General features: G+C 55.0%; 26 protein-coding genes and 1 other annotated feature. Of the genes, 11 read left to right on the plus strand and 15 right to left on the minus strand.

Going from position 1 to position 24,268, the window contains the following annotated elements:
- Positions 1–97 precede the first annotated feature (97 nt).
- From IM313_RS11685 to osmB, 3 genes are all read left to right on the plus strand, one after another.
- A complete protein-coding gene (locus IM313_RS11685; RefSeq protein WP_041909652.1) occupies positions 98–280 on the plus strand; it encodes a hypothetical protein in 183 nt (60 codons plus the stop codon).
- A gap of 43 nt (positions 281–323) precedes the next feature.
- Complete coding sequence (locus IM313_RS11690) at positions 324–1,076, plus strand: DNA-binding transcriptional regulator YciT (RefSeq protein WP_041909650.1); 753 nt, start codon at positions 324–326, stop codon at positions 1,074–1,076.
- 261 nt (positions 1,077–1,337) lie between these two features.
- Positions 1,338–1,556 (plus strand): osmotically-inducible lipoprotein OsmB, encoded by a 219-nt coding sequence (gene osmB / locus IM313_RS11695; RefSeq protein WP_008501216.1) that lies wholly within the window; start codon positions 1,338–1,340, stop codon positions 1,554–1,556.
- Between the two features lie 104 nt (positions 1,557–1,660).
- On the opposite strand, the gene yciH is transcribed toward osmB, so the two are convergent.
- The 5 genes from yciH to pgpB form a co-directional block, all read right to left on the minus strand.
- Positions 1,661–1,987, minus strand: a complete 327-nt coding sequence (yciH, locus tag IM313_RS11700; protein WP_028013396.1) for a stress response translation initiation inhibitor YciH — start codon at positions 1,985–1,987, stop codon at positions 1,661–1,663.
- Entirely contained in the window at positions 1,984–2,724 is a 741-nt protein-coding gene (gene pyrF, locus IM313_RS11705; RefSeq protein WP_028013397.1) for an orotidine-5'-phosphate decarboxylase, read from the minus strand. The genes yciH and pyrF overlap by 4 nt, the downstream gene beginning before the upstream one ends.
- Positions 2,725–2,909: 185 nt before the next feature.
- Complete coding sequence (lapB, locus tag IM313_RS11710) at positions 2,910–4,079, minus strand: lipopolysaccharide assembly protein LapB (protein ID WP_041909646.1); 1,170 nt, start codon at positions 4,077–4,079, stop codon at positions 2,910–2,912.
- A gap of 6 nt (positions 4,080–4,085) precedes the next feature.
- Positions 4,086–4,394 (minus strand): LapA family protein, encoded by a 309-nt coding sequence (locus IM313_RS11715; RefSeq protein ID WP_028013399.1) that lies wholly within the window; start codon positions 4,392–4,394, stop codon positions 4,086–4,088.
- Positions 4,395–4,542: 148 nt separating this feature from the next.
- Positions 4,543–5,310 carry a phosphatidylglycerophosphatase B gene (gene pgpB / locus IM313_RS11720; protein WP_028013400.1) on the minus strand — a complete coding sequence of 256 codons (768 nt, stop codon included), beginning with the start codon at positions 5,308–5,310 and terminating at the stop codon, positions 4,543–4,545.
- Between the two features lie 197 nt (positions 5,311–5,507).
- On the opposite strand from pgpB, the gene ribA reads away from it, so the two are divergent.
- Entirely contained in the window at positions 5,508–6,098 is a 591-nt protein-coding gene (gene ribA / locus IM313_RS11725; RefSeq protein WP_028013401.1) for a GTP cyclohydrolase II, read from the plus strand.
- Positions 6,099–6,136: 38 nt separating this feature from the next.
- Here the strand turns inward: ribA and acnA are convergent, their stop codons facing one another.
- The 6 genes from acnA to topA all read right to left on the minus strand — a co-directional run bounded on the left by acnA (position 6,137) and on the right by topA (position 13,623).
- On the minus strand, positions 6,137–8,812 hold the full coding sequence (gene acnA / locus IM313_RS11730; RefSeq protein ID WP_028013402.1) for an aconitate hydratase AcnA: 2,676 nt from the start codon (positions 8,810–8,812) through the stop codon (positions 6,137–6,139).
- Between the two features lie 163 nt (positions 8,813–8,975).
- Positions 8,976–9,074, minus strand: a complete 99-nt coding sequence (gene ymiC / locus IM313_RS22575; protein ID WP_032644994.1) for a small membrane protein YmiC — start codon at positions 9,072–9,074, stop codon at positions 8,976–8,978.
- 137 nt (positions 9,075–9,211) lie between these two features.
- A complete protein-coding gene (locus IM313_RS11735) occupies positions 9,212–9,382 on the minus strand; it encodes a hypothetical protein (protein ID WP_032644881.1) in 171 nt (56 codons plus the stop codon).
- 2 nt (positions 9,383–9,384) lie between these two features.
- On the minus strand, positions 9,385–9,525 hold the full coding sequence (locus IM313_RS11740) for a YmiA family putative membrane protein (RefSeq protein WP_213743510.1): 141 nt from the start codon (positions 9,523–9,525) through the stop codon (positions 9,385–9,387).
- A 338-nt stretch (positions 9,526–9,863) separates the two neighbouring features.
- The gene (gene cysB, locus IM313_RS11745; protein WP_028013403.1) at positions 9,864–10,838 is read right to left on the minus strand and encodes an HTH-type transcriptional regulator CysB; all 975 of its coding nucleotides are present in this window, start codon (positions 10,836–10,838) and stop codon (positions 9,864–9,866) included.
- Between the two features lie 187 nt (positions 10,839–11,025).
- Positions 11,026–13,623: a type I DNA topoisomerase gene (gene topA, locus IM313_RS11750; RefSeq protein WP_041909639.1), complete on the minus strand. Its 2,598-nt coding sequence runs from the start codon at positions 13,621–13,623 to the stop codon at positions 11,026–11,028.
- Between the two features lie 399 nt (positions 13,624–14,022).
- On the opposite strand from topA, the gene IM313_RS11755 reads away from it, so the two are divergent.
- Positions 14,023–14,274, plus strand: coding sequence for a YciN family protein (locus tag IM313_RS11755; RefSeq protein WP_003856804.1), 252 nt, complete (start codon positions 14,023–14,025; stop codon positions 14,272–14,274).
- Between the two features lie 34 nt (positions 14,275–14,308).
- On the opposite strand, the gene sohB is transcribed toward IM313_RS11755, so the two are convergent.
- A complete protein-coding gene (gene sohB, locus IM313_RS11760) occupies positions 14,309–15,355 on the minus strand; it encodes a protease SohB (protein WP_150144038.1) in 1,047 nt (348 codons plus the stop codon).
- Positions 15,356–15,606: 251 nt separating this feature from the next.
- Here sohB and IM313_RS11765 point away from each other — a divergent pair, with 251 nt between their 5' ends.
- Complete coding sequence (locus IM313_RS11765) at positions 15,607–16,368, plus strand: YciK family oxidoreductase (RefSeq protein ID WP_028013406.1); 762 nt, start codon at positions 15,607–15,609, stop codon at positions 16,366–16,368.
- Positions 16,365–16,955, plus strand: a complete 591-nt coding sequence (gene cobO, locus IM313_RS11770) for a cob(I)yrinic acid a,c-diamide adenosyltransferase (RefSeq protein ID WP_049001070.1) — start codon at positions 16,365–16,367, stop codon at positions 16,953–16,955. Before IM313_RS11765 ends, cobO begins: the two co-directional genes overlap by 4 nt.
- Before the next feature lie 35 nt (positions 16,956–16,990).
- Here cobO and rluB read toward each other — a convergent pair whose 3' ends face one another.
- The 3 genes from rluB to rnm form a co-directional block, all read right to left on the minus strand.
- Positions 16,991–17,866, minus strand: coding sequence for a 23S rRNA pseudouridine(2605) synthase RluB (gene rluB, locus IM313_RS11775; RefSeq protein ID WP_028013408.1), 876 nt, complete (start codon positions 17,864–17,866; stop codon positions 16,991–16,993).
- A gap of 97 nt (positions 17,867–17,963) precedes the next feature.
- Positions 17,964–18,584, minus strand: coding sequence for an L-threonylcarbamoyladenylate synthase (locus IM313_RS11780; RefSeq protein ID WP_049121933.1), 621 nt, complete (start codon positions 18,582–18,584; stop codon positions 17,964–17,966).
- On the minus strand, positions 18,581–19,462 hold the full coding sequence (rnm, locus tag IM313_RS11785) for an RNase AM (protein ID WP_192971168.1): 882 nt from the start codon (positions 19,460–19,462) through the stop codon (positions 18,581–18,583). Before rnm ends, IM313_RS11780 begins: the two co-directional genes overlap by 4 nt.
- 139 nt (positions 19,463–19,601) lie before the next feature.
- Here rnm and trpL point away from each other — a divergent pair, with 139 nt between their 5' ends.
- The 4 genes from trpL (at position 19,602) to trpCF (ending at position 24,261) form a co-directional block, all read left to right on the plus strand.
- Positions 19,602–19,646 (plus strand): trp operon leader peptide, encoded by a 45-nt coding sequence (trpL, locus tag IM313_RS22780; protein WP_106993556.1) that lies wholly within the window; start codon positions 19,602–19,604, stop codon positions 19,644–19,646.
- Positions 19,623–19,716 (plus strand) — a sequence feature (Trp leader region). (Overlaps the previous gene by 24 nt.)
- 25 nt (positions 19,717–19,741) lie before the next feature.
- Positions 19,742–21,304, plus strand: a complete 1,563-nt coding sequence (locus IM313_RS11795) for an anthranilate synthase component 1 (RefSeq protein ID WP_192971169.1) — start codon at positions 19,742–19,744, stop codon at positions 21,302–21,304.
- Positions 21,304–22,899 carry a bifunctional anthranilate synthase glutamate amidotransferase component TrpG/anthranilate phosphoribosyltransferase TrpD gene (gene trpD / locus IM313_RS11800; RefSeq protein ID WP_192971170.1) on the plus strand — a complete coding sequence of 532 codons (1,596 nt, stop codon included), beginning with the start codon at positions 21,304–21,306 and terminating at the stop codon, positions 22,897–22,899. Before IM313_RS11795 ends, trpD begins: the two co-directional genes overlap by 1 nt.
- 3 nt (positions 22,900–22,902) lie before the next feature.
- The gene (gene trpCF / locus IM313_RS11805; protein ID WP_041909630.1) at positions 22,903–24,261 is read left to right on the plus strand and encodes a bifunctional indole-3-glycerol-phosphate synthase TrpC/phosphoribosylanthranilate isomerase TrpF; all 1,359 of its coding nucleotides are present in this window, start codon (positions 22,903–22,905) and stop codon (positions 24,259–24,261) included.
- The last annotated feature ends 7 nt before the right edge of the window (positions 24,262–24,268 follow it).

A 24,268-nucleotide genomic window follows, 5' to 3' on the forward strand; every position in this document is an offset into this window, starting at 1 on the left:
CGTATAGGTAATTTCGTTATGGCGTTTTTTCCCTTCTCTTTTGAACCTATTTTCTGCATCATTGAAATTATTAACTTTTCGCTCCTGGGGAGAGATGATGTCTACTATTGATCCACAAGCTGTAGCACAACGTATTGATACCGTGCTGGATATACTGGTGGCGGGTGATTATCACTCTGCAATCCGTAATCTCGAGATCCTGAAGTCTGAACTTCTCGCTCAGGATGGCGCTGACAATGCCCCCGAAAACCGACAGCCTAAAGCGCCGTGGGAAGTCTAAACCCACTGTCTCAGACCTCGTTTCGCTTTATTAATTGGATGCTATGAATTCCCGACAACAACTCATTTTGCAGATGGTCATCGATCAGGGGCGCGTAAGCGTCGTTGAGCTGGCTAAAACCACCGGCGTTTCAGAAGTGACCATCCGTCAGGATCTTAATCTGCTGGAAAAACAGAGCTACCTGCGCCGTGCGCATGGCTATGCCGTGCCGCTGGACAGCGACGACGTTGAGACGCGCATGATGAATAACTACGCGCTTAAACGAGAACTGGCAGAATTTGCCGCATCGCTGGTAAACCCTGGCGAGACGGTCTTTATTGAAAACGGCAGCAGCAACGCTCTTCTGGCACGTACGCTCGCCGAACAAAAAGACGTTACCATCATCACCGTCAGCAGCTATATCGCCCATTTGCTCAAAGAGACGCGCTGTGAGGTGATTTTGCTGGGCGGCATTTACCAGAAAAAAAGTGAGAGCATGGTAGGCCCGCTAACCCGGCAGTATGTCCAGCAGGTTCATTTCAGTAAGGCGTTTATCGGTATTGACGGCTGGCAGCCGGAGACAGGCTTCACCGGCCGGGATATGATGCGATCTGACGTTGTGAATGCCGTTCTGGAAAAAGAGTGTGAAGCCATTGTGCTGACCGACAGCTCTAAATTTGGCGCCGTCCATCCTTACACCATGGGTCCAGCCTCACGCTTTAGCCGCGTAATTACCGACGAAAGGTTAAGCGACGAACATCGTAATAAACTGGAAGATGACGGTCTCATTGTCGATATTATTAAAACGCCCGCCTGAGTCCCTTTGCGCCCGTATTCCGGGCGCATATGCCCCCTTCGTCTGAGAGGATTCCTATCCATCCTTTAAGAGTTTTTACCTGTTTAACCTGCCGTAAAGTCGTAAAATTAATGTTAGCGATATAACAGGAAGTGACTATCACCTGCGTGATTACGTAACGCCTGCGCGACCAGCTTTCACGGAAAAAAGAATTGAGTATTCATTTTGACTATACTTAATGTGTACATCTTTCCGTGAATCGATAATTCAGGAGAAAGTATTATGACCTTAACCAGCAAAAAATTAGCCGCCGCTGTTCTGGCAATCACTGTAGCAATGTCCCTGAGCGCGTGCTCTAACTGGTCTAAACGTGACCGTAACACCGCAATTGGCGCCGGTGCTGGTGCGCTCGGTGGTGCAGTATTAACGGATGGTAGTACGCTGGGTACATTAGGCGGCGCTGCTGTCGGTGGTATTATCGGTCACCAGGTTGGCAAATAATTATTCTATCAGCCTTCCCGTTAAGGCGATTTAGCATCGCATTTCAGGTCTGACTAACGCACGTATATAACACGAGCCACGGCATTTGCCGTGGCTTATTTATTTTAGCCGCCTGCCAGTTTAACTTTCATGCCTTTGGCTTCAAGGAGCGATTTAATTAAATCGCGTTTATCACCCTGAATTTCGATAATGCCGTCCTTCACGGCGCCGCCGCAGCCACATTTCTTCTTCAACTCTGCTGCCAGCTTGTTCAGCTCCGCATCATCCATATCAATCCCGGAGATCAGGCAGACCCCCTTTCCTTTTCGCCCGCTGGTCTGACGCTGGATACGAACAATACCGTCACCTTTCGGACGTTCTGCTTTCGTTTTCGGTTCGTCTATGCGCCCGCTTTCCGTCGAGTAGACCAGCCGACTGTTGGAATCAGTCATTGCGCCCCCTTTTTCAGTGATGCGTTAATAGCCTTAAGCGTCTCCGCCGGGTTCACAGACTGCGTCACCGGCCGGCCGATAACCATGTAGTCAACGCCTGCTGCCAACGCCTGCTCAGGCGTCATAATGCGTCGCTGATCGCCCACGTCGCTGCCAGCAGGACGAATGCCTGGCGTGACCAGTTTAAAATCTTTGCCCAACTCTGACTTAAAGCGTACCGCTTCCTGCGCGGAGCAAACGACGCCATCGAGACCACAGCTCTGCGTCAGACGCGCGAGACGCTCGGCGTGCCCGGCAGGTGACAACGTCACGCCGAGGTCGCGCAAGTCGCTGTCGTCCATGCTGGTCAGCACGGTAACCGCAATCAGTAATGGCGCATCGTTGCCGAACGGCAGGAGTGCTTCGCGAGCGGCTGTCATCATTCTCGCCCCGCCCGACGCGTGGACGTTGACCATCCATACACCCAGTTCCGCAGCGGCGGCAACCGCGTGCGCCGTGGTGTTCGGGATATCATGGAATTTGAGATCGAGGAAGACATCGAAACCACGCTGCTGCAGATCGCGGACGATTTGCGGTCCAAACAGCGTGAACATCTCTTTACCAACTTTCAGACGACAATCGCGAGGATCGATACCGTCGACAAAGGCCAGCGCTGCGTCACGCTTATTGTAATCAAGCGCAACAACAACAGGAGAATCCGTAATAACGCGGGAAGTGGAGGAAGTAACAGACGTCATGACCAGCCCTTTTCGTCTATGGGCGCGCAGCGGCGCGGAACAGATAAACGGCCTGCATTCTACCTGCCGTCGCCGCAAATTGACAGAATCCATTTATGCCCCTGCCAGGCCAGCAAGCCGCACGGTGTTGAGAAAACGGAAAAGCCATCAGTATGTTGTAACTAAAATGAAGGCTTTTAAAAAAATTACTGCCCATCCAGGCCGCGAATTGGCTTGATGGTGGACCAGGCCCGGCAGGACGGACAATGCCAGTAGAGCGTGTAGGCGGTAAAACCACACTTCTGGCAACGGTAGCGCGGCTTGCTGCGCACCTGCTCGCCAACCATGTCGCGCAGCACCATCAGACTCTCTTTCGCGCGCCCTTCTTCCGCATCGTTCAGATGGTAGTCCATCAGCTTGTGGAATACGCGCATCGTGGGATGACGTTGCAGCTGACGGGTAATATAAACCTGTGCGGTGTCGCTCCCCTCATACTGCTCAACCACGTCAGAGAGCATCAGCTCAGCGGTCGCGCCGGTATTCTCTTCCACGCAACGACGCAGAAATGCCACCCACTCTTCCTGCTTGTCCAGCTGCTGATAGCAGGTTTGCAGCATTTCAAGCGTTTCGCTGACCAGCTCTTTGTCCTGGTCAATCACCCGCATCAGGCTTTCAACGGCTTTAGCGTAGTCGCCGCTGGCCATAAAAACGCGCCCCATCATGATAGAGATACGCGCGCTATTGCGGTCTGCGGCGGCGCCTTTCTTGAGCAACGCCATGGCTTTGTCCATGTCGTCGTTGCCCATCTGCTGAAGGGCAAGCTCGCAGTAGAAATGCGCAATTTCAACGCGCTGCTTGTCTTTGCCCAGCTTCACCAGACGTTCGGCCGTATCAATGGCTTTCTGCCAGTCGCTGGTGGCCTGGTAAATCTGCAGTAACTGCTGCAACGCGCCGATACGGAAATCCGTTTCATCCACCAGCTGTGTGAACATATCTTCAGCGCGATCGTACAGCCCCGCGGCCATATAGTCTCGGCCCAGCTGTTGTACCGCCAGGAGACGTTGTTCGTAGGTCAGGGAGGCGCTTTCCATCAGGGTCTGGTGGATACGGATAGCGCGGTCAACTTCGCCGCGCGAGCGGAACAGGTTACCGAGAGTGAGGTGGGCTTCGACGGTCCCCGTATCCTCTTTCAGCATATCGAGGAACAGGTCTACCGCTTTGTCCTGCTGATTGCTCAGGAGGAAGTTCACCCCCGCAACGTAGTCACGGGAGAGTCGGTTAGCCTCATCCTGTTTCGTTTGTTGCGCACTTCTGCGGCCCATATACCAGCCATAGGCTGCGGCTACAGGCAAAAGCAGAAACAACAACTCCAGCATAGTCGATTATTCCTTCACGACCGGCACACCTGAACTTTCCGGCATGTCGGACGCAGGCGCAATGTGCTGTTCAAGTCGTTTAATTTTACGTTCAGCGCGCGCAAGAGAAACACGAACTTTCAACCAGAAAAGACCGCAAACCAGCCAGCCGATGGCAAAGCCTGCAGCAAATAAGACCGCCAGCAGGCTGGAGACCCGATACTCACCCTGCGCCAGCAGATAGTTAAACGTCACCTGTTGATCGTTTTGTGCACCCAATGTGACTGAAATGACAAAAATCGCCAATACCAGTAAGAAAATGAGTAAATATTTCACATTACTTCCCGTTATGTGGTTCAAGCGAATAAAGTGTGTTCAACTCACCGCAATCAGCCTTATAAACTACCATTTTAGCGACGGGCGCGAAACGGAAAAAGTAACGCGCACGTCATGGATTTATGGGCAAAATGCACAATATCAACCGTCAGGCGTCGCTTTGCTCCCTTTCGGCGATCTCTTCTTTCTCTTCAGGTGGTGGCGTGAGCGGGCCGCAGAACCGTTCTGCAAGCCAGGTTGCCAGCGTCACCAGCATCCAGGAGATCAGCGTAGCGACCACCAGATCCCGCGGCCAGTGCATTCCCAGCAGCAAGCGGCTGCCCATCACCCCTGTCGCCCAAACCAGTAAAATCGCGATGGTCATAGTGCGACGTCGAGGCCAAAGCAGCCCAACGCCCAGCAACGCCCAGCTGGCTGCAAACATCGTATGGCCGGAGGGAAACGCGAATCCCGTCTCTTTTTGCCAGTGCTTACGCAGGAACTTTGGAATATCTTCCTGTTCTGAAAGCTGTTCTTTCACCAGCGCGCCGCGATCTTTACGCTTTAAATTGTAGAACTCATCCACCGGAACATGGTGCGCTTTTTCCAGCCAGACGACAAAAGGTCTTGGCTCCTGAACGTGATCCTTCACCCAGGACTTCACGCCCTGTCCAATAACGATCGCGCCACCGAGGATAGCAAAGAGCATCAACGCCGCGCGCAGTCTAAAGCGCAGGCACCACAAGAACCAGCCGCAGAGGATAACGTGGGTAATAATTCCCCACGGCTGCGTGACCGTCTCAGTTACCCAGTATAACGTTTTCAGCCACGTGGCATTCTGCCCCGGCTGCCACATCCAGCCGGAGACCCACACGGCCAAAGGCATAATCAGTAAAATGGCCGCGCCTGCTGCCGTACGTCTGGCGATTGAAAGCATGTCTTCTCCTTTTTCGCTAAGCCTCACAATCATAACTGAAATTCATTCGATGGGTGGATATGTCGGATCGTGCGTTTAACGTTCATATAGCATGGCGCCCATTAGGCGAACGTGCTGAGCTTGTGGCAAAATGGACAAATACAGAAAGCAAAACAGGCGCAAGGCACGAAACGTGTCAGCCTACTCTGGAGAATCACATGCAGCTTAAACGTGTGGCAGAAGCCAAACTGCCAACCCCATGGGGCGATTTCCTGATGGTGGGGTTTGAAGAACTGGCAACCGGACAGGATCATGTCGCGCTGGTCTACGGCGACATTTCAGGGCAGACGCCGGTGCTGTCCCGCGTCCATTCGGAGTGTCTGACCGGCGACGCGTTGTTCAGCCTGCGCTGTGATTGCGGTTTCCAGCTCGAAGCTGCCCTTACCCATATTGCCGAAGAAGGCCGCGGCGTGCTGCTCTATCACCGTCAGGAAGGTCGTAACATTGGTCTGCTGAATAAAATCCGCGCTTATGCGCTGCAGGACCAGGGCTACGATACGGTGGAAGCCAACCACCAGCTCGGTTTTGCCGCCGATGAACGTGATTTCACCCTCTGCGCCGATATGTTCAAGCTGCTGGGCGTGGACGAGGTTCGCCTGCTGACCAATAATCCCAAAAAGGTGGAAATCCTCACCGAAGCCGGGATCAACATCGTCGAGCGTGTACCGCTGATTGTCGGCCGCAACCCGAAAAATGCCCACTATCTCGATACCAAGGCGGCTAAAATGGGCCATCTTCTGAAAGAGTGAAAGTAAAAAGCCCGGCACAGATGCCGGGCTTTTTTATATCAATCCAGCATTTTACGAATCACATAATGTAAAATGCCGTCGTTCTGGTAGTAGGTCAGTTCGGTTGCAGTATCAATACGACACCGGCATTCCAGTACCTCGCTTTTCCCGTCTGCTCGCGTAAGCTTCACCGGCACCGTTTTGCCCGGCTGCAGGTTTTGCAGGCCGCTAATATCAATCTGCTCTTCCCCCGTCAGGCCCAGCGTTTTGCGCGTGACGCCCTGCGGGAACTCAAGCGGCAGGATCCCCATGCCAATCAGGTTCGAGCGGTGAATACGTTCAAACGACTCGGCGATGACCACGCGAACGCCAAGCAGTCGCGGACCTTTCGCCGCCCAGTCACGACTGGAGCCGGAACCGTACTCTTTCCCGGCGATCACCGCCAGCGGCGTACCTTCCTGCTGATATTTGACGGCTGCGTCATAAATCGACACGACTTCCGTCCCCGGAAGATGGCGCGTCATCCCCCCTTCCACGCCCGGAACCATTTCGTTACGAATGCGGATGTTGGCAAACGTCCCGCGCATCATCACTTCATGGTTACCGCGGCGCGATCCGTAGGAGTTAAAATCGCGGCGCTCCACGCCCCGGCTTTGCAGATAACGGCCCGCCGGGCTGTCGGCTTTGATGCTCCCCGCCGGAGAGATATGGTCAGTGGTGACGGAATCTCCCAGCATCGCCAGTATGCGCGCCCCGTGAATATCCTGAAGTGGTGCAGGCTCGGCCAGCATTTCATCAAAGAACGGCGACAGGCGGATATAGGTGGAATCGTCCTGCCAGTCATAGGTGTCCGAGCCCACAACGTTGATGGCTTTCCATTCCGGCGTGCCTTCAAACACTTCCGCATACTCTTTGCGGAACATCTCGGTGGAGACCTTTTCAACGGCCATCGCAATTTCACGTGAGGATGGCCAGATATCTTTCAGATAGACCGGCTCATTCTTGCGGTCGTGACCAATAGGATCGGTAGCCAGGTTGATATTCATGTTCCCGGCGAGCGCGTAGGCCACCACCAGCGGCGGCGAAGCGAGCCAGTTGGTTTTCACCAGCGGATGAATACGTCCTTCAAAGTTACGGTTACCGGAAAGGACTGCGCCAACCGTCAGATCGCCCTGCTTGATCGCCGTTTCAATAGGTTCAGGCAGCGGGCCGGAGTTACCGATGCAGGTGGTACAACCATAGCCCACGAGGTTAAAGCCCAGCTCATCAAGATACGGCGTTAGCCTGGCCTGCGCCAGGTAATCCGAGACCACTTTGGAGCCCGGTGCCAGGGAGGCTTTGACCCAGGGCTGTGGTTTCAGTCCCAGCTCAACCGCTTTTTTAGCCAGCAGGCCGGCAGCCATTAATACGCTGGGGTTTGAGGTGTTGGTGCAGGAGGTAATGGCGGCTATGACAACCGCGCCGTCCGGGAGCTGATACTGATGTCCGTTCAGAACATAGTCGATTGGGCGATGGTCCTTCTTCGCCACGTTAACTTCCAGCTCGTTGCTTGCGGCAAACGCTTTTGGCACGTCGCTTAACGCTACGCGATCCTGCGGACGTTTCGGACCGGCGAGGCTCGCCTCAACGCTTCCCATGTCAAGCGCAAGCGTGCTGGTAAATACCGGCTCATCCCCCGGATTGCGCCACATGCCCTGCGCTTTGGTGTACGCCTCCACCAGCGCCACCTGCTCTTCGCTGCGTCCGCTCAGGCGCATGTACTCCAGCGTGACGTCATCAATGGGGAAAAATCCGCAGGTTGCACCATATTCTGGCGCCATGTTGGCGATGGTCGCGCGGTCAGCCAGCGGCAGCGAATCCAGCCCGTCACCGTAAAATTCAACAAATTTTCCCACTACACCATGCTTACGCAGCATCTGGGTAACGGTGAGCACCAGATCGGTGGCGGTAATGCCTTCAGACAGCTTCCCGGTGAGCTTAAAGCCCACAACATCAGGGATAAGCATGGAGACCGGCTGACCGAGCATGGCGGCTTCCGCTTCGATACCGCCGACACCCCAGCCCAGCACGCCGAGGCCGTTAATCATGGTGGTGTGGGAATCTGTACCCACCAGCGTGTCCGGATAAGCCACCCACTCTTTGTCCTGCAATTCACTCCAGACGGCTTTACCGAGATATTCAAGGTTAACCTGGTGACAAATACCGGTGCCGGGTGGAACCACGCTAAAGCGGCTGAACGCCTGCTGACCCCACTTCAGGAAGACATAACGCTCGTGATTTCGCTCCATCTCGAGACGCACATTTTCGCCAAAGGCATCGTCATCACCGAAGTGGTCAACGGTTACGGAGTGGTCAATCACGAGGTCGACGGGTGAAAGCGGGTTCACTTTAGCCGTATCGCCGCCGAGGCGTTTAACCGCCTCACGCATGGCGGCGAGATCCACCACGGCAGGAACGCCGGTGAAGTCCTGCATCAGAACCCTTGCCGGGCGGTAGGCAATTTCTCTGTCGGCATGGGCATTCTTAAGCCACCCTGCCAGCGCCTGAATATCGTCGAGGGTCACGGAGTCACCGTCCTGCCAGCGCAAGAGATTTTCCAGCAAAACTTTCAAGGACTTGGGTAAACGCGAAATGTCCCCAAGCGTTCTGGCAGCCAGCGGCAGGCTATAGTAGTGCCAGGTTTTATTTTCTGCCTGTAACGTGTCCTTACTGGCTTCGCGTAGGGTTAACGACATAAGCTCCTCCTTAATTACAGAGATGTCCTGACAATCATCAGGGCCGTAATTAAAGATAACACAAAGATGTCGTAACGTTTTGATAACAACCCAAATTGATAAATTTAGGAATGGTCCAGAGGAGGGTAAAACAAAAAACCCCGCCGCAGCGAGGTTTTATGATTTAGTGGACGGCCAGCCAGATGAGCTGACTCCAGAACAGAATCGACAGGGTAAAAACGCCGATCCATGACCAGTATTTTTGAGACATCATGTTATTCATCATAGGGACACCAGGCATTATTTATTAAACATTCCGAGGCAGGTCCTCGTGCTATATTGCTGATGTGTATTTATTAAAGAGTACAAAGGCGCATAGTCATTATTCAGACTAACTGCATCATTACGCAATAAACTAAATTATTGTTTTTTGGGTTCGTCTTCCGCGAACACATCAATAAAAGCCTGCTGCTGCGGCGTCAGTTTCCAGGATGCTGGCACTGCTGTTGCAGGCGCTTTGCGTCCCTTGTGAACAGTGTCATGATGCTGACACATCCGCTTAGCCGTTTCTGTACGTACCGTCACTGCCATATTCAACCCCAATATTTCCAGGCCAGGAGAGCAACCATCACCCAGAACAGGGCGGAAACGAGAAAGACCGCCAGCCAGGCTTTACGCTTGAGCGCAGGATCCCTTTGCGGTTCTTCACTTCCTGAAGGCATTGCTAACCTCATACAATCGATATCGCTTATCATTTAGGACCAAACAATTGGTACAATTAATCATCTGTTGAGATAAATCCTAAAGAAACTTTAGCCGAAAAGCCAGTGAATTTACGCATCAAGAGGCATGAAATATTCAATCTTTTGACCAGAAATAAATATTTGAAAAGAAAAATTTGCGTAGCCGTTAATTAGTTTCTATTTTTGTCGCCAATTCACGACATTAAAGCCACACAAATTAAAAGGATAATGACAATATATGGCAGGGGAAGTGCAGATGATGATAATTCTAATTTAGCTTTAAGCCGATATTTCGGTATCTTTCCCTCAGGGAAAGATACCGGGTGTGATTATTTTTCGGGGAGTTTGATATCTTTAAACATCTCTTCGATATCTTCATTTGATCGTAATGCCACGGCGGTATCCACCACGTCACGCGTTAAATGCGGTGCAAAGCGCTGAATAAAATCATACATATAGCTTCGCAGGAAGGTACTGCGGCGGAAGCCAATTTTTGTCGTGCTGTGGCTGAAAATATCATGCGCATCAAGACGCACCAGGTCAGGGTCTGACACCGGGTCGACCGCCATGCTGGCGATCACCCCTACCCCCAGGCCAAGCCGTACATAGGTCTTTATGACGTCGGCATCGGTGGCGGTAAAGACAATCCGCGGCGTTAACCCGGCCCGGTTGAAGGCGGTATCAAGCTCAGATCGTCCGGTGAAGCCAAACGTGTAGGTGACCAGAGGATATTGCGCCAGCTCTTCGATTGACACCGACCCCTTGCCCGCCAGCGGATGATCCGGGGTCACCACAATGGAGCGGTTCCAGTGATAGCACGGCAGCATGACCAGATCGTCATAGAGATGGAGCGCTTCCGTTGCAATGGCAAAATCTGCATTGCCCTTCGACACCGCCTCCGCAATTTGCGTCGGCGATCCCTGGTGCATATGCAGGGAGACGCGCGGATAACGCTCGATAAAGCCCTTGATAACGCCCGGTAGCGCATAGCGCGCCTGGGTGTGCGTCGTGGCAATATACAGCGAGCCTTTATCCGGCCAGGTATGTTCCCCCGCCACAGACTTAATCGCATCGACTTTGGAAAGGACTTCCCGCGCAATACGGATGATTTCCTGCCCCGCTGGCGTCACTTGGGTAAGGTGCTTACCACTGCGGGCGAAAATCTGAATACCTAATTCATCCTCCAGCATGCGAACCTGCTTGCTGATGCCCGGTTGCGAGGTATATAGCCCCTCGGCGGTGGAAGAGACATTAAGGTTGTGATTCACCACCTCAACGATATAACGAAGCTGTTGTAATTTCATGCCATACCATCCGATTTAGCGCACGCGGTCAATCGCTTAAGACGATTTGATAATAAAAAAAGGGTTAACTATAACCACTATATCACTTATAGCCTGACTGTATAGTACGGAACAAAAAATAATAATAAGGTAATAAAAAAGGGCCGGAAGTCCGGCCCTTTCACGGGTAAGCTACGGTAAAGAAAGATTATTTCTTGCCTTCAACCCATTTGCCATCGACAAAGAAGGCGGACCATCCGGTCGCTTTACCCTCTTTCTCTGCCGCAACGTACTGCTGCTTCGTTTTACGGCTAAAACGGACCACCGTCTTATTGCCTTCAGGATCCTGCTGTGGCGCATCGGCCAGATAACGCAGCTTCTCAGGCAGACGATCGCGGAAGCGATGCAGCTCTTCCACCAGCGGGGCGCGCGTTTCACGCGATTTCGGGAAGGTGTTGGCGGCCAGGAAGACACCTGCGGCACCATCACGCAGCACGAAGTACGCGTCGGATTTTTCACACGGCAATTCTGGCAGCGGAACCGGATCTTCCTTCGGCGGAGCAACCTCACCATTGCGCAGAATTTTGCGCGTGTTCTTACACTCGTCGTTGGTGCAGGCCATGTACTTACCGAAACGCCCCATTTTCAGGTGCATTTCAGAGCCACACTTCTCGCACTCCACAATCGGACCGTCATAGCCTTTAATGCGGAACTCACCCTCTTCGATCTCATACCCGTCGCACGTTGGGTTGTTACCACACACGTGCAGCTTACGTTTAGGATCGATCAGATAGCTGTCCATCGCCGTGCCGCATTTTTTGCAGCGGCGTTTCGCGCGCAGGGCGTTGGTTTCCGCATCATCACCTTCCAGCACGTTGAGAACTTCGTTCTCCGGCACCAGGTTGATGGTTGTTTTGCAGCGCTCTTTTGGTGGCAGCGCATAGCCTGAACAGCCAAGGAACACGCCCGTTGTCGCAGTACGGATCCCCATCTTGCGGCCGCAGGTTGGGCAGTCGATGCTGGTCAGAACCATCTGGTTAGGCAGCATGCCGCCCTCTTCAGGATCTTTCTCCGCTTTCTCAAGCTGGTTGGTAAAGTCACTGAAGAAGCTATCGAGAACCTTCTTCCACTCCGCCTTGTGACTGGCCACTTCGTCGAGGCTGTCTTCCATCTGCGCGGTGAAGTCGTAGTTCATCAATTCGCGGAAGTTAGCTTCCAGACGGTCAGTGACAATCTCACCCATTTTTTCGGCATAGAAACGGCGGTTCTCTACGCGAACGTAACCGCGGTCCTGAATGGTCGAGATGATTGACGCGTAGGTTGACGGACGCCCAATCCCGCGTTTTTCCAGCTCTTTAACCAACGACGCTTCACTAAAGCGCGCAGGCGGCTTGGTGAAGTGCTGGGCCGGAACCAGGTCGACAAGCGACAACTCGTCGCCTTTGTTTACCGCAGGCAGCGTACGGTCTTCATCACCTTTACGCAGCGCAGGCATCACTTTCGTCCAGCCGTCGAAACGAAGAATACGACCGCGTGCCTTGAGGCGGAAGTCGCCCGCGCCAACGGTCAGCGTAGTGGAATCATATTTCGCTGGCGTCATCTGACACGCGACAAACTGACGCCAGATCAGCTGATACAGCTTCTGGGCGTCGGCTTCCATATCCTTCAGCGACTCGGCTAAAACAGAGACATCAGAGGGACGAATCGCTTCGTGCGCTTCCTGAGAATTCTCTTTGCTGGCGAACTGGTTGGCGCTTTCCGGCAGGTATTTTTTACCGAAGTTGTCGCTGATGTAGCCGCGCACCATGTTCACCGCGTCCTGGCTCAGGTTCGTTGAGTCAGTACGCATGTAGGTGATGTAACCCGCTTCATACAAGCGCTGGGCCATCATCATGGTTTTCTTCACGCCGTAACCCAGACGGGTGCTCGCCGCCTGTTGCAGTGTGGACGTGATAAACGGCGCGCCAGGCTTGCTGCTGGTCGGCTTATCTTCACGTTCCAGTACCTGATAGCGCGCTTTTTCCAGCAGCGCCACGGCGGCCATGGTCTGATCGCGGTTTTCAGGACGGAAAGGCTTATCGTTGTGATGGCTTACCTGCAGCGGCAGCGCATCACCGCCCGGGGTGGTGACATTGGCGTCAACTTCCCAGAACTCTTCCGGCACGAAGGCTTTAATTTCGCGTTCACGCTCAACGACAAGACGCACGGCTACAGACTGCACGCGTCCTGCAGACAGGCCGCGGGCAATCTTTTTCCACAGCAGTGGAGAAACCATGTAGCCCACAACGCGGTCCATAAAGCGACGCGCCTGCTGGGCGTTCACACGGTCGATATTCAGCTCGCCCGGCTTCTCAAACGCCTGACGAATCGCATTCTTTGTAATTTCGTTAAACACTACGCGGCTGTAGCGTTTGTCATCCCCGCCGATCACTTCCCGCAGGTGCCACGCAATGGCTTCCCCTTCGCGGTCAAGGTCGGTTGCGAGATAGATGTGGTCTGCTTTTTCAGCCAGCTGCTTCAGCTCGTTAACGACTTTTTCTTTCCCGGGCAGCACTTCATATTGTGCATCCCAGTTGTGCCATGGGTTAACACCCATGCGGTTGACAAGCGCGCTACGTTCATCCTTTTTAGGCTTTTTAGCCCCTTTGGTGGAGGTAGAGTCTGCGCTCTTTTTGCTGGCTGAGCCACTGGTCGGCAAATCGCGGATGTGACCAACGCTGGACTTAACCACGTAGTCATTACCCAGATACTTATTGATCGTTTTGGCTTTTGCCGGGGACTCAACGATGACGAGAGCTTTACCCATATTCACCTTTACCTAATTTAATTCTTCCAGGAATACGCCGCACGTTGATTTCCCTTCCGCTGACGACGAGCCAATGATATTGCGACTGCGTCAGGGGATATCAACCCCTATGTCTTACCGAACGTCAGAATGGCGACATCCAGGTCATTGAGTTTTCGGGTATTTTTCTCACATCTCGTATAATTCGTGACGAATTCCCGGTCGAATGTCAAGCAATTCTGTTGCCAGAATGACGAAAGCGCACACTCTACCTGATAAAATTCGTTACGCAACTTTATTAGCATGCAAAAGCAAATCCCGCCAACCTGCCCTCTGCATCTTATCCCCTCACATTACAGGGAAAATTTGCCCCCAAAGCGCCCCCGGCGTAGACTATTGTCACTGTTTAAGGAGTGGATTATGCAGAATACGACCCAACCCATTGACCGAGCCTCTCTGCTTATCGAAGCAAACAAGCTTATTCGTGACCATGAAGATACGCTGGCAGGCATTGAAGCCACCGGCGTTGAGCAACGTAATGGCGTGCTGGTTTTCAGCGGCGAATACTTCCTTGACGAGCAGGGGTTACCGACCCCGAAAAGCACTGCCGTGTTTAATATGTTTAAATACCTGGCGCATACGCTTTCAGAGAAATATCACCTGGTCGATTAATGCAAAACGCGAGGCATATGCCTCGCGTTTTTGTTTACAGCAGCGGTTTTTGTCCGCGCTGTAGCCAGCGAAGCAGCAGGCGGTCCGCGCTTTCCGCCGCACTGTTGGTAAAGCGGTCCATCAGCCGTTTGCGCTGTGTAAAGCGCACGCCTACCAGTTCCCTGCCTTCCATCAGGTTGAGCAGCAGGTCATCACTGGTACCTACTTCATCCACCAGCCCTTTTTCCTGCGCCTGGATGCCGTACCAGTGCTCACCGGTCGCCACCTGTTCAATATCCAGCGTTGGGCGCATGCGATGTACGAAGTCTTTAAAGAGATGGTGAGTTTCATTCAGATCTTCACGGAATTTTTGGCGCCCCTCTTCCGTGTTTTCCCCCAGCAGCGTCAGGGTGCGTTTGTACTGACCCGCCGTGTGAAGTTCGATATCAATCTCTTTATTTTTCAGGAAGCGGTTAAAGTTAGGGATCTGTGCGACCACGCCAATGGAACCTATGATGGAAAACGGCGCCGCAACGATTTTGTCCGCCACGCAGGCCATCATATAGCCGCCGCTCGCCGCGACTTTATCTACCGCCACGGTAAGTGGGATCTGCTTCTCGCGCAGACGCTGCAGCTGTGAAGCGGCCAGCCCGTAACCGTGTACCACCCCGCCCGGGCTCTCAAGACGCACCACTACCTGATCCTGCGGCGTTGCCACGGCCAGAACCGCAGTCACCTCTTCGCGCAGCGAAGCGACTTCATGCGCATCCATGCTGCCTTTAAAATCGAGCACATAGACGCGGGGTTTTGCGTCGCCCTGCGGCGTCTCGAGCTTTGCCTTCGCCTTCGCGGCTTTGGCTTCCTGCTTGTGTTTTTTCTTCTGGGCTTTCAGCCAGAGCTTCTGCTGATGGCTATCGAGCAGCGAGAGGGACATCTCTTCCTGCATCTCTTTATACTGCTCGCTCAGGCGGGTGATGCGTAACTCCCCACGCTGACGCTTGCGCTGCGTCAGGTTGACAATCAGAACGGCAACCACGGCAATGGCAATCACCACCGTCGCGATTTTGGCCAAAAACAACCCATATTGAGAAAGTAATTCCACGCGTTCCACCTTGATTTAACCACGAATCTTTCACGGCAGTGTACAACAGCCCTGCCCCTGCGTCTCGCCCGTGACATTACCTCTGCGAGCCGTCTTCAGGAATCCCCGCGCTGCGGTTTAAATATTTGCAAATTGTTAATTTTGCAGCAATGCGTCCTGTAGACTGATTGAATTCTCACGCTAATTCGGGCATAAAGCCGAAAAGTCATTATGAAGGCGTGATTGAGACCCCGTGCGCCTGAGGAGTCACCGTGCATTATCAACCGCAAAAAAACCTGCTGCAGAACCGAATCATTCTTGTCACCGGCGCCAGCGATGGTATTGGTCGCGAAGCGGCCCTGACGTACGCTGAATATGGCGCAAGCGTAATTCTGATTGGGCGTAACGAAGAAAAGCTCAAAGGGGTCGCTCAGGAAATTGAGGCCGCAGGCGGGACACCTGCCCCCTGGTACACGCTCGATTTGCTGACATGCACCCCAGCGCTCTGCCAGGAGCTTGCTCACCGTATCAGTACCCACTACCCACGTCTTGACGGCGTACTGCACAACGCCGGTTTGTTAGGTGAAGTGCGTCCAATGGATGAACAGGATCCTGAAATCTGGCAGCAGGTGATGCAGGTTAACGTTAATGGTACTTTTTTCCTCACGCAGGCCTTGCTTCCTTTATTACTCAAATCCGAGTCTGGATCTCTGGTCTTCACCTCTTCCAGCGTAGGCCGCGAGGGACGCGCAAACTGGGGGGCTTATGCTGTCTCAAAATTCGCGACCGAGGGCATGATGCAGGTGTTGGCGGATGAGTATCAGAGCCGCCATCTGCGCGTAAACTGCATTAATCCGGGGGGTACGCGCACCAGCATGCGCGCCAGCGCGTTCCCGACGGAAGATCCGCTGAAGCTGAAAACCCCGGCAGACATTATGCCGCTCTATCTCTGGCTGATGGGCGACGACAGCCGCCGCAAAACCGGAATGACCTTTGATGCCCAGCCGGGCCGCAAACCGGGAATTTCGCAATGAGTGAAGAACGTCATCAGCAGCGACAGCAGCGTCTGAAGGAACAGGTTGACGCGCGCGTCGCGGCAGCTCAGGAGGAGCGTGGGATCGTCATCGTTTTTACCGGCAACGGCAAAGGCAAAACTACTGCCGCGTTTGGCACCGCTACGCGCGCCGTCGGCCACGGGCAAAAAGTGGGGGTCATCCAGTTTATCAAAGGGGAATGGCCCAACGGTGAGCGTAATTTGCTTGAACCTCACGGCGTTGAGTTTCAGGTGATGGCGACCGGGTTTACGTGGGATACGCAGAACCGGGAAACCGATACCGCAGCCTGTCTGGCCGTCTGGGAGCACGCTAAAAGAATGCTGGCCAATCCCTCGCTGAATATGGTGCTACTGGATGAGATCACCTATATGGTCGCCTACGACTACCTGCCGCTGGAGGAGGTGCTGGATGCACTGAAGAGCCGCCCTGCGCACCAGACTGTTATCGTTACAGGTCGTGGGTGTCATCGTGAGATTCTGGAGCTGGCAGATACCGTCAGCGAGTTGCGTCCGGTCAAGCATGCGTTTGATGCAGGCATCAAAGCACAAATTGGCATTGATTACTAAAGAAAAAGCCCGGTGAGTTCACCGGGCTTTTTCAATTAACCGTTGTTATTCCGGCTGCCAGAGCGACGATTGCTGTTCACCTGGCTGTGGCGTTTCACCGCACGACGGATCTGATTCGCCTTCATACGACGACGATCTTTCTCCACCGCCACTTTAGAGGTGGTTTCCGGCGTCAGGCCAACCAGCTCGCGCAGGTAGTTAGTCTGGGTAAGATCCAGCTCGGTATAACCACCGCGCGGCAGACCTTTCGGCAGCAGAATGTCGCCGTAGCGAACGCGGATCAGGCGGCTAACCTGCACGCCTACCGCTTCCCACAGACGACGCACCTCGCGGTTACGGCCTTCGGTCAGGGTCACGTTGTACCACTGGTTAATCCCTTCACCACCGGTAAATTTGATGGTTTTGAACGCCGCAGGGCCGTCTTCCAGCTGCACGCCACGCGACAGATCGCGCAGTTTATTTTCGTCGACCTGGCCGAAGACGCGAACGGCGTATTCACGCTCAACTTCACGGCTTGGGTGCATCAGACGGTTTGCCAGTTCACCATCGGTGGTGAACAGCAGCAGACCGCAGGTGTTCACGTCCAGACGCCCCACCGCAATCCAGCGGGCGCCGCGCAGTTTTGGCAGACGGTCAAACACCGTTGGACGACCTTCCGGGTCGTTGCGCGTACACAGCTCGCCTTCCGGCTTGTAATACGCCAGCACGCGGCAGATCTGTTCCGCGGACTCTTTCACGGAGATAAGATGACCGTCAATGCGGATCTTGAGCCCCGGTACGATTTCTACGCGGTCACCCAGCGTGGCGATTTTACCGTCCACACTCACGCGGCCCGCTTCAATAATGGCTTCGATTTCACGGCGTGAACCGTGGCCGGCGCGCGCCAGCACTTTCTGTAACTTCTCGCTCATTGAGCTTCCTCAGGTGTCGCCTTCACAGGCGTCGAATCAGGTCAAAAGCAGAGCCGAGCCCTGCTTTGATGGCCGCGTAGTATATCTGCTTACACCTTTACAAGAAAGGCTTAACATCACCCACGCCTTCACGAATGACTTCTGGCGCATCTTCGGTGAGATCTACCACGGTGGTTGGCTGCTGGCCGAGATAGCCGCCGTGAATAATCAGCTCGACCACCTTCTCCAGACGATCCTTGATCTCTTCCGGATCGGACTCGGTAAACTCGCTGCCCGGCAGCATCAGCGAGGTAGAGAGCATCGGTTCGCCGAGAGTTTCCAGCAGCGCCTGGGCAATCGGGTTCGACGGCACGCGCATGCCGATAGTCTTACGCTTTTCCTGCAGCAGGCGACGCGGCACCTCCTTCGTCCCTTTCAGAATGAAGGTGTAGTTACCCGGCGTATTGTTCTTGATCAGGCGAAACGCCACGTTGTCGACATACGCATAGGTCGACAGCTCAGAGAGATCGCGGCACATCAGGGTAAAGTTATGGCCGTCCGGCAGCTGACGGATGCGACATATTCGCTCCATCGCCCCTTTATCTTCAATTTTACAGCCCAGCGCGTAGCCGGAATCGGTCGGGTAGACTATCACGCCGCCTTTGCGGACGATCTCCACGGACTGGTTAATCAGACGTGGCTGCGGATTGTCCGGATGGATATAGAAAAACTGACTCATACTTCCCTCTCTTCAATTTGCTGCGGCTGCTCCCAGAGCTGCCAGACCGGCTCAACGCCAGCGGGTAGCCAGAGCTTGCGTCCCAGTTCGATCCACGCGCAGGGCTGGTGGAAATCAGAGCCCTGTGACCCTAGCAGGCCAAACTGGCGGGCGTAAGTCGCGAGCTGCGCGCGCTCGTTGGGCGCCTGCTGACACTGGGCGACTTCCATCGCCTCGCCACCGCATTCGGCAAAGTGCGCCAGCAGCCGTTTCAGCCATTTAGCAGAAAGATTATACCGCCCCGGATGGGCCAGCACGGCCTTACCGCCAGAATGATGAATGACATCAATAGCTTGTTTTATTGTACACCACTGTGGCGGAACGTATCCGGTTTTCCCGCGCGCCAGATACTTTTTAAAGACATCCGCCATGGTCGTCGCTTTGCCCGCTTCAACCAGAAAGCGGGCGAAATGACCGCGGGTGACCGCCCCGCCGTTCGCCAGCTTTTGCGCACCTTCCAGCGCGCCCGGAATATGCGCCTTCTCCAGACGCTCGCCGATCATCTCCGCGCGCTGGTTGCGGCGCGTTTTTTGTTCTTGCAAAAAGGCAAGAAGTGCCGGATGTTCTATATCAATGTTCAGGCCAACGATATGAATCTCATGGTTTTCCCAGACGGTCGATATCTCGACGCCGGGCACCAGATTCAGCGCCAGCCCGCTGCGGGCAATCTCGGCGCGCGCTGCCGGAATGGCGTCGGTGGTATCGTGATCGGTTATCGCCAGCGTGCCGACACGCATTTCAACCGCGCGATGAACCAGGGCTTCGGGTGTCAGCAGGCCATCAGAGGCCTGAGTATGGCTGTGTAAATCATAAACAATCGCGTAGGTGGTATCGCTCAAAGCACTTCCCATAACAGGTTGGAGACATCCGAAAACGCCATGATACCGACTTAATGTGAAATTCTGAAATCAAGGGTTGACAATACGCCACCGAACTAGTTAACTAGTACGCAAGTTCACACGAGAAAGGTATCTGAAAATGACAGCACATTTCACTCTGCACGGTTGGTGGCGCACTTCCTGATCTTCGGGCAGTGTCACGCATCTGCGAAATGCAAACAGATACCCGCCCGCTACCCAGCGGGCTTTTTTTTGAACAGAATAAATGAGAATCACAACATGCAAACAGCCAAACCTCATCTCGAACTGTTGACCTGCGAGGCGGTCTATCGCCACAACCCGACCGCGCTGTTTCATCAGGTGTGCGGCGCGCGTCCGGCGACGCTGCTGCTGGAGTCTGCGGATATCGACAGCAAGGACGATTTGAAAAGCCTGCTGCTGGTCGACAGCGCGCTGCGCATTACCGCGTTAGGTGACACCGTCACCATTAAGGCGCTCTCTGATAATGGCGCATCGCTGCTGCCACTGCTGGATGCGGCTCTGCCCGCGGGCATCGACAATGAACGTCACCCGGACCTGCGAATTCTGCATTTCCCGCCGGTAAGCCAGCTGCTCGACGAAGACGCGCGCCTCTGCTCGCTGTCCGTGTTCGATGCCTTCCGCCTGCTGCAAAATCTTGTCACCGTGCCGGAAGATGAGCGCGAAGCAATGTTCTTCGGCGGGCTGTTTGCTTACGACCTGGTCGCCGGTTTTGAAGATTTGCCGGAAACCGAGCAGGGCAACCGCTGCCCGGACTACTGTTTCTACCTGGCCGAAACCCTGTTGGTGATCGACCATCAAAAAAAATATACCCGCATCCAGGCAAGCCTGTTCACGCCCTCTGCGTTTGAGAAAAACCGCCTTGAGCATCGCATCGCTCAGCTCCGGCAGCAGATGACGGAAGCGCCGCCTGCGCTGCCGGTACAGCGCATTGAGGAGATGACCTGCGAATTAAGTCAGACCGACGATCAATACGGCGCGGTGGTACGTCAGATGCAAAAAGCGATTCGCGCCGGGGAAATTTTCCAGGTGGTGCCGTCCCGTCGCTTCTCACTGCCCTGCCCGTCGCCGCTGGCGGCTTACGATGTGCTGAAAAAGAGCAACCCAAGCCCGTACATGTTCTTTATGCAGGACAATGATTTCACGCTGTTTGGCGCGTCGCCGGAAAGCTCCCTGAAGTACGACGCCACCAGCCGACAGATTGAGATCTACCCGATTGCGGGCACCCGTCCACGCGGCCGTCGTGCCGATGGCTCCCTGGACCGCGATCTCGACAGCCGCATCGAACTGGAAATGCGTACTGACCACAAAGAGCTGTCCGAACACCTGATGCTGGTCGACCTGGCGCGAAACGATCTGGCGCGAATTTGCACGCCGGGCAGCCGCTACGTGGCAGACCTGACCAAAGTTGACCGTTACTCCTTCGTGATGCACCTGGTCTCCCGCGTGGTGGGTGAACTGCGCAGCGACCTCGACGTGCTGCACGCCTACCGTGCCTGCATGAATATGGGCACCCTGAGCGGCGCGCCGAAGGTGCGTGCCATGCAGCTTATCGCCGAAGCGGAAGGACGTCGGCGCGGAAGCTACGGCGGCGCGGTAGGTTACTTCACCGCACACGGCGACCTTGATACCTGCATCGTGATCCGCTCCGCCTACGTCGAAGACGGTATTGCCACCGTTCAGGCCGGCGCCGGGATTGTTCTTGACTCTGTTCCGCAGTCTGAAGCTGACGAAACCCGCAATAAAGCACGCGCGGTATTGCGCGCCATCGCTACCGCACACCACGCACAGGAGATTTTCTGATGGCTGACATTCTGCTGCTCGATAACATCGACTCCTTTACCTACAACCTGGCAGATCAGCTGCGTGCGAATGGTCACAACGTCGTTATCTACCGCAACCACGTTCCTGCTCAGACCCTGATTGACCGTCTGGCGACCATGCAAAACCCGGTGCTGATGCTCTCCCCGGGGCCGGGCGCGCCGAGCGAAGCGGGCTGTATGCCCGAACTGCTGACCCGCATGCGCGGCAAGCTGCCGATTATCGGTATCTGCCTTGGTCACCAGGCAATCGTGGAAGCTTACGGCGGTTACGTCGGCCAGGCGGGCGAGATCCTGCACGGTAAAGCCTCCAGCATTGAACATGACGGCCAGGCAATGTTTGCCGGGCTGCCGAATCCGCTCCCGGTCGCGCGCTATCATTCGCTGGTCGGCAGCAACATTCCGGCCGGGCTGACCATCAACGCCTCGTTTGAAGGGATGGTGATGGCGGTACGCCACGATGCGGATCGCGTCTGCGGGATGCAGTTCCACCCGGAATCTATTTTGACCTCCAATGGCGCCCGCCTGCTGGAGCAGACCCTTGACTGGGCGTTACAGAAGCTGGAGCAGACCAACACCCTGCAGCCGATTCTGGAAAAACTGTATCAGGCACAGACCCTGAGCCAACAGGAGAGCCACCAGCTTTTTTCCGCCGTGGTGCGCGGCGAGCTGAAGCCTGAGCAGCTGGCGGCGGCGCTGGTGAGCATGAAAGTGCGCGGCGAAAGCCCGCAGGAGATCGCCGGTGCGGCAACCGCGCTGCTGGAAAATGCCGCCCCGTTCCCGCGTCCGGACTATCAGTTTGCGGATATCGTCGGGACCGGTGGCGACGGCAGCAACAGCATCAATATTTCGACCGCCAGCGCCTTTGTGGGGGCGGCCTGCGGCCTGAAGGTGGCCAAGCACGGTAACCGCAGCGTCTCCAGCCGTTCAGGCTCGTCCGATCTGCTGGCCGCGTTTGGCATCAATCTGGAGATGAATGCCGAGCGTTCGCGTGAAGCGCTGGACGATTTGGGCGTTTGCTTCCTGTTTGCGCCGAAATATCACACCGGTTTCCGCCACGCGATGCCGGTTCGCCAGCAGCTTAAAACCCGCACGCTGTTTAACGTGCTCGGCCCGCTGATCAACCCGGCCCATCCGCCGCTGGCATTAATTGGCGTTTACAGCCCTGAGCTGGTCCTGCCGATTGCCGAGACGCTGCGCGTGCTGGGTTACAAACGCGCCGCCGTGGTGCACAGCGGCGGAATGGATGAAGTTTCGCTGCATGCGCCGACGCTGGTGGCCGAGCTTAACGATGGTGAAGTACTCAGCTATCAGCTTGAGGCATCTGATTTCGGCTTAACGCCGTACCATCAGGAAGCGCTGGCAGGCGGTACGCCGGAAGAAAACCGTGACATTCTGACGCGCTTACTACAAGGTAAAGGTGAGGCCGCTCATGAGGCCGCCGTGGCTGCCAACGTCGCCATGCTGATGCGTTTGCACGGTGAGGAAGACCTGAAGGCCAATGCTCAAAAAGTTCTGGATGTACTGCGCTCCGGTGCAGCTTACGATCGCGTTACCGCACTTGCGGCAAGAGGGTAAAGAATGCAGACCGTTTTAGCGAAAATCGTTGCCGATAAGGCCATCTGGGTGGAAGCACGCAAAGCAGAGCAGCCGCTTGCCAGTTTCCAGAATGACGTCGTCCCAAGCAGCCGTCGTTTCTATGACGCCCTGCAGGGTGCACGTACCGCCTTTATTCTGGAGTGCAAAAAGGCCTCTCCCTCAAAAGGTGTTATTCGTGACGATTTCGACCCGGCGCGTATCGCCGGTATTTATAAGCATCATGCGTCGGCAATCTCCGTGCTGACGGATGAGAAATATTTCCAGGGCAGCTTCGATTTTCTGCCGATCGTCAGCGGCATCGCACCGCAGCCGATCCTGTGCAAAGACTTTATTATCGACCCGTATCAGATCTGGCTGGCACGTTTCTACCAGGCCGATGCCTGCCTGCTGATGCTCTCGGTACTGGACGACGAACAGTATCGGCAGCTTGCTGCCGTGGCGCACAGCCTGAAAATGGGCGTGCTGACCGAAGTGAGTAACGAAGAAGAGCTTGAGCGCGCCATCGCGCTGGAAGCCAAAGTGGTCGGCATCAACAACCGCGATCTTCGCGACTTGTCGATTGACCTGAACCGCACCCGCCAGCTGGCGCCACGTCTGGGTGCGGGCGTCACGGTGATCAGCGAGTCCGGCATTAACAGCTACGCCCAGGTGCGCGAGCTGAGCCACTTCGCCAACGGTTTCCTGATTGGCTCCGCCATGATGGAACATGACGACCTCAATGCGGCGGTGCGTCGCGTGCTGCTGGGTGAAAACAAAGTCTGCGGCCTGACCCGCGAACAGGATGCGCTGGCCGCGTATGAGGCAGGAGCAATATATGGCGGTTTAATCTTCGTCGACACCTCTCCTCGAGCAGTCAATGAGGAACAGGCCCGCAAGGTAATCGCGGCGGCCCCGCTGAGCTATGTTGGCGTGTTCCGCAATGCGGATGTCGCGGACGTTGTGGCAAAAGCCGACGCGTTATCCCTGAGTGCCGTTCAGCTTCATGGCGATGAAGATCAGGCGTATATCAATGCCCTGCGCGACGCGCTGGCACCGCAGGTTCAAATCTGGAAAGCACAAAGCGTGGGCACCACCCTGCCCGCACGTAATCTTCACCACGTTGACAAATACGTGCTCGACAACGGCCAGGGCGGCACCGGACAACGTTTTGACTGGTCGCTGCTGAACGGCGAAAAGCTGGACAACGTCCTGCTGGCGGGCGGACTAAGCCCGGATAACTGTGTGGAAGCCGCGAAAACCGGCTGCGCAGGCCTCGATTTCAATTCAGGCGTAGAGTCGCAACCGGGTATCAAAGATGCCAGCAAGCTGGCCTCGGTGTTTAAAACTCTGCGTGCATATTAAGGAAGAG

Origin of the sequence: Enterobacter cloacae complex sp. P2B (genome assembly GCF_014895985.1) — a bacterium.
Taxonomy (GTDB): domain Bacteria; phylum Pseudomonadota; class Gammaproteobacteria; order Enterobacterales; family Enterobacteriaceae; genus Enterobacter; species Enterobacter bugandensis.

What these genes read in the sequence shown, in the direction of transcription:
- IM313_RS11685 (WP_041909652.1), top strand. Translation starts at nt 98, where the DNA reads ATGTCTACTATTGATCCACAAGCTGTAGCACAACGTATTGATACCGTG.
- IM313_RS11690 (WP_041909650.1), top strand. Translation starts at nt 324, where the DNA reads ATGAATTCCCGACAACAACTCATTTTGCAGATGGTCATCGATCAGGGG.
- osmB (WP_008501216.1), top strand. Translation starts at nt 1,338, where the DNA reads ATGACCTTAACCAGCAAAAAATTAGCCGCCGCTGTTCTGGCAATCACT.
- yciH (WP_028013396.1), bottom strand. Translation starts at nt 1,987, where the DNA reads ATGACTGATTCCAACAGTCGGCTGGTCTACTCGACGGAAAGCGGGCGC.
- pyrF (WP_028013397.1), bottom strand. Translation starts at nt 2,724, where the DNA reads ATGACGTCTGTTACTTCCTCCACTTCCCGCGTTATTACGGATTCTCCT.
- lapB (WP_041909646.1), bottom strand. Translation starts at nt 4,079, where the DNA reads ATGCTGGAGTTGTTGTTTCTGCTTTTGCCTGTAGCCGCAGCCTATGGC.
- pgpB (WP_028013400.1), bottom strand. Translation starts at nt 5,310, where the DNA reads ATGCTTTCAATCGCCAGACGTACGGCAGCAGGCGCGGCCATTTTACTG.
- ribA (WP_028013401.1), top strand. Translation starts at nt 5,508, where the DNA reads ATGCAGCTTAAACGTGTGGCAGAAGCCAAACTGCCAACCCCATGGGGC.
- acnA (WP_028013402.1), bottom strand. Translation starts at nt 8,812, where the DNA reads ATGTCGTTAACCCTACGCGAAGCCAGTAAGGACACGTTACAGGCAGAA.
- ymiC (WP_032644994.1), bottom strand. Translation starts at nt 9,074, where the DNA reads ATGAATAACATGATGTCTCAAAAATACTGGTCATGGATCGGCGTTTTT.
- IM313_RS11735 (WP_032644881.1), bottom strand. Translation starts at nt 9,382, where the DNA reads ATGGCAGTGACGGTACGTACAGAAACGGCTAAGCGGATGTGTCAGCAT.
- IM313_RS11740 (WP_213743510.1), bottom strand. Translation starts at nt 9,525, where the DNA reads ATGAGGTTAGCAATGCCTTCAGGAAGTGAAGAACCGCAAAGGGATCCT.
- cysB (WP_028013403.1), bottom strand. Translation starts at nt 10,838, where the DNA reads ATGAAATTACAACAGCTTCGTTATATCGTTGAGGTGGTGAATCACAAC.
- topA (WP_041909639.1), bottom strand. Translation starts at nt 13,623, where the DNA reads ATGGGTAAAGCTCTCGTCATCGTTGAGTCCCCGGCAAAAGCCAAAACG.
- IM313_RS11755 (WP_003856804.1), top strand. Translation starts at nt 14,023, where the DNA reads ATGCAGAATACGACCCAACCCATTGACCGAGCCTCTCTGCTTATCGAA.
- cobO (WP_049001070.1), top strand. Translation starts at nt 16,365, where the DNA reads ATGAGTGAAGAACGTCATCAGCAGCGACAGCAGCGTCTGAAGGAACAG.
- rluB (WP_028013408.1), bottom strand. Translation starts at nt 17,866, where the DNA reads ATGAGCGAGAAGTTACAGAAAGTGCTGGCGCGCGCCGGCCACGGTTCA.
- IM313_RS11780 (WP_049121933.1), bottom strand. Translation starts at nt 18,584, where the DNA reads ATGAGTCAGTTTTTCTATATCCATCCGGACAATCCGCAGCCACGTCTG.
- IM313_RS11795 (WP_192971169.1), top strand. Translation starts at nt 19,742, where the DNA reads ATGCAAACAGCCAAACCTCATCTCGAACTGTTGACCTGCGAGGCGGTC.
- trpD (WP_192971170.1), top strand. Translation starts at nt 21,304, where the DNA reads ATGGCTGACATTCTGCTGCTCGATAACATCGACTCCTTTACCTACAAC.
- trpCF (WP_041909630.1), top strand. Translation starts at nt 22,903, where the DNA reads ATGCAGACCGTTTTAGCGAAAATCGTTGCCGATAAGGCCATCTGGGTG.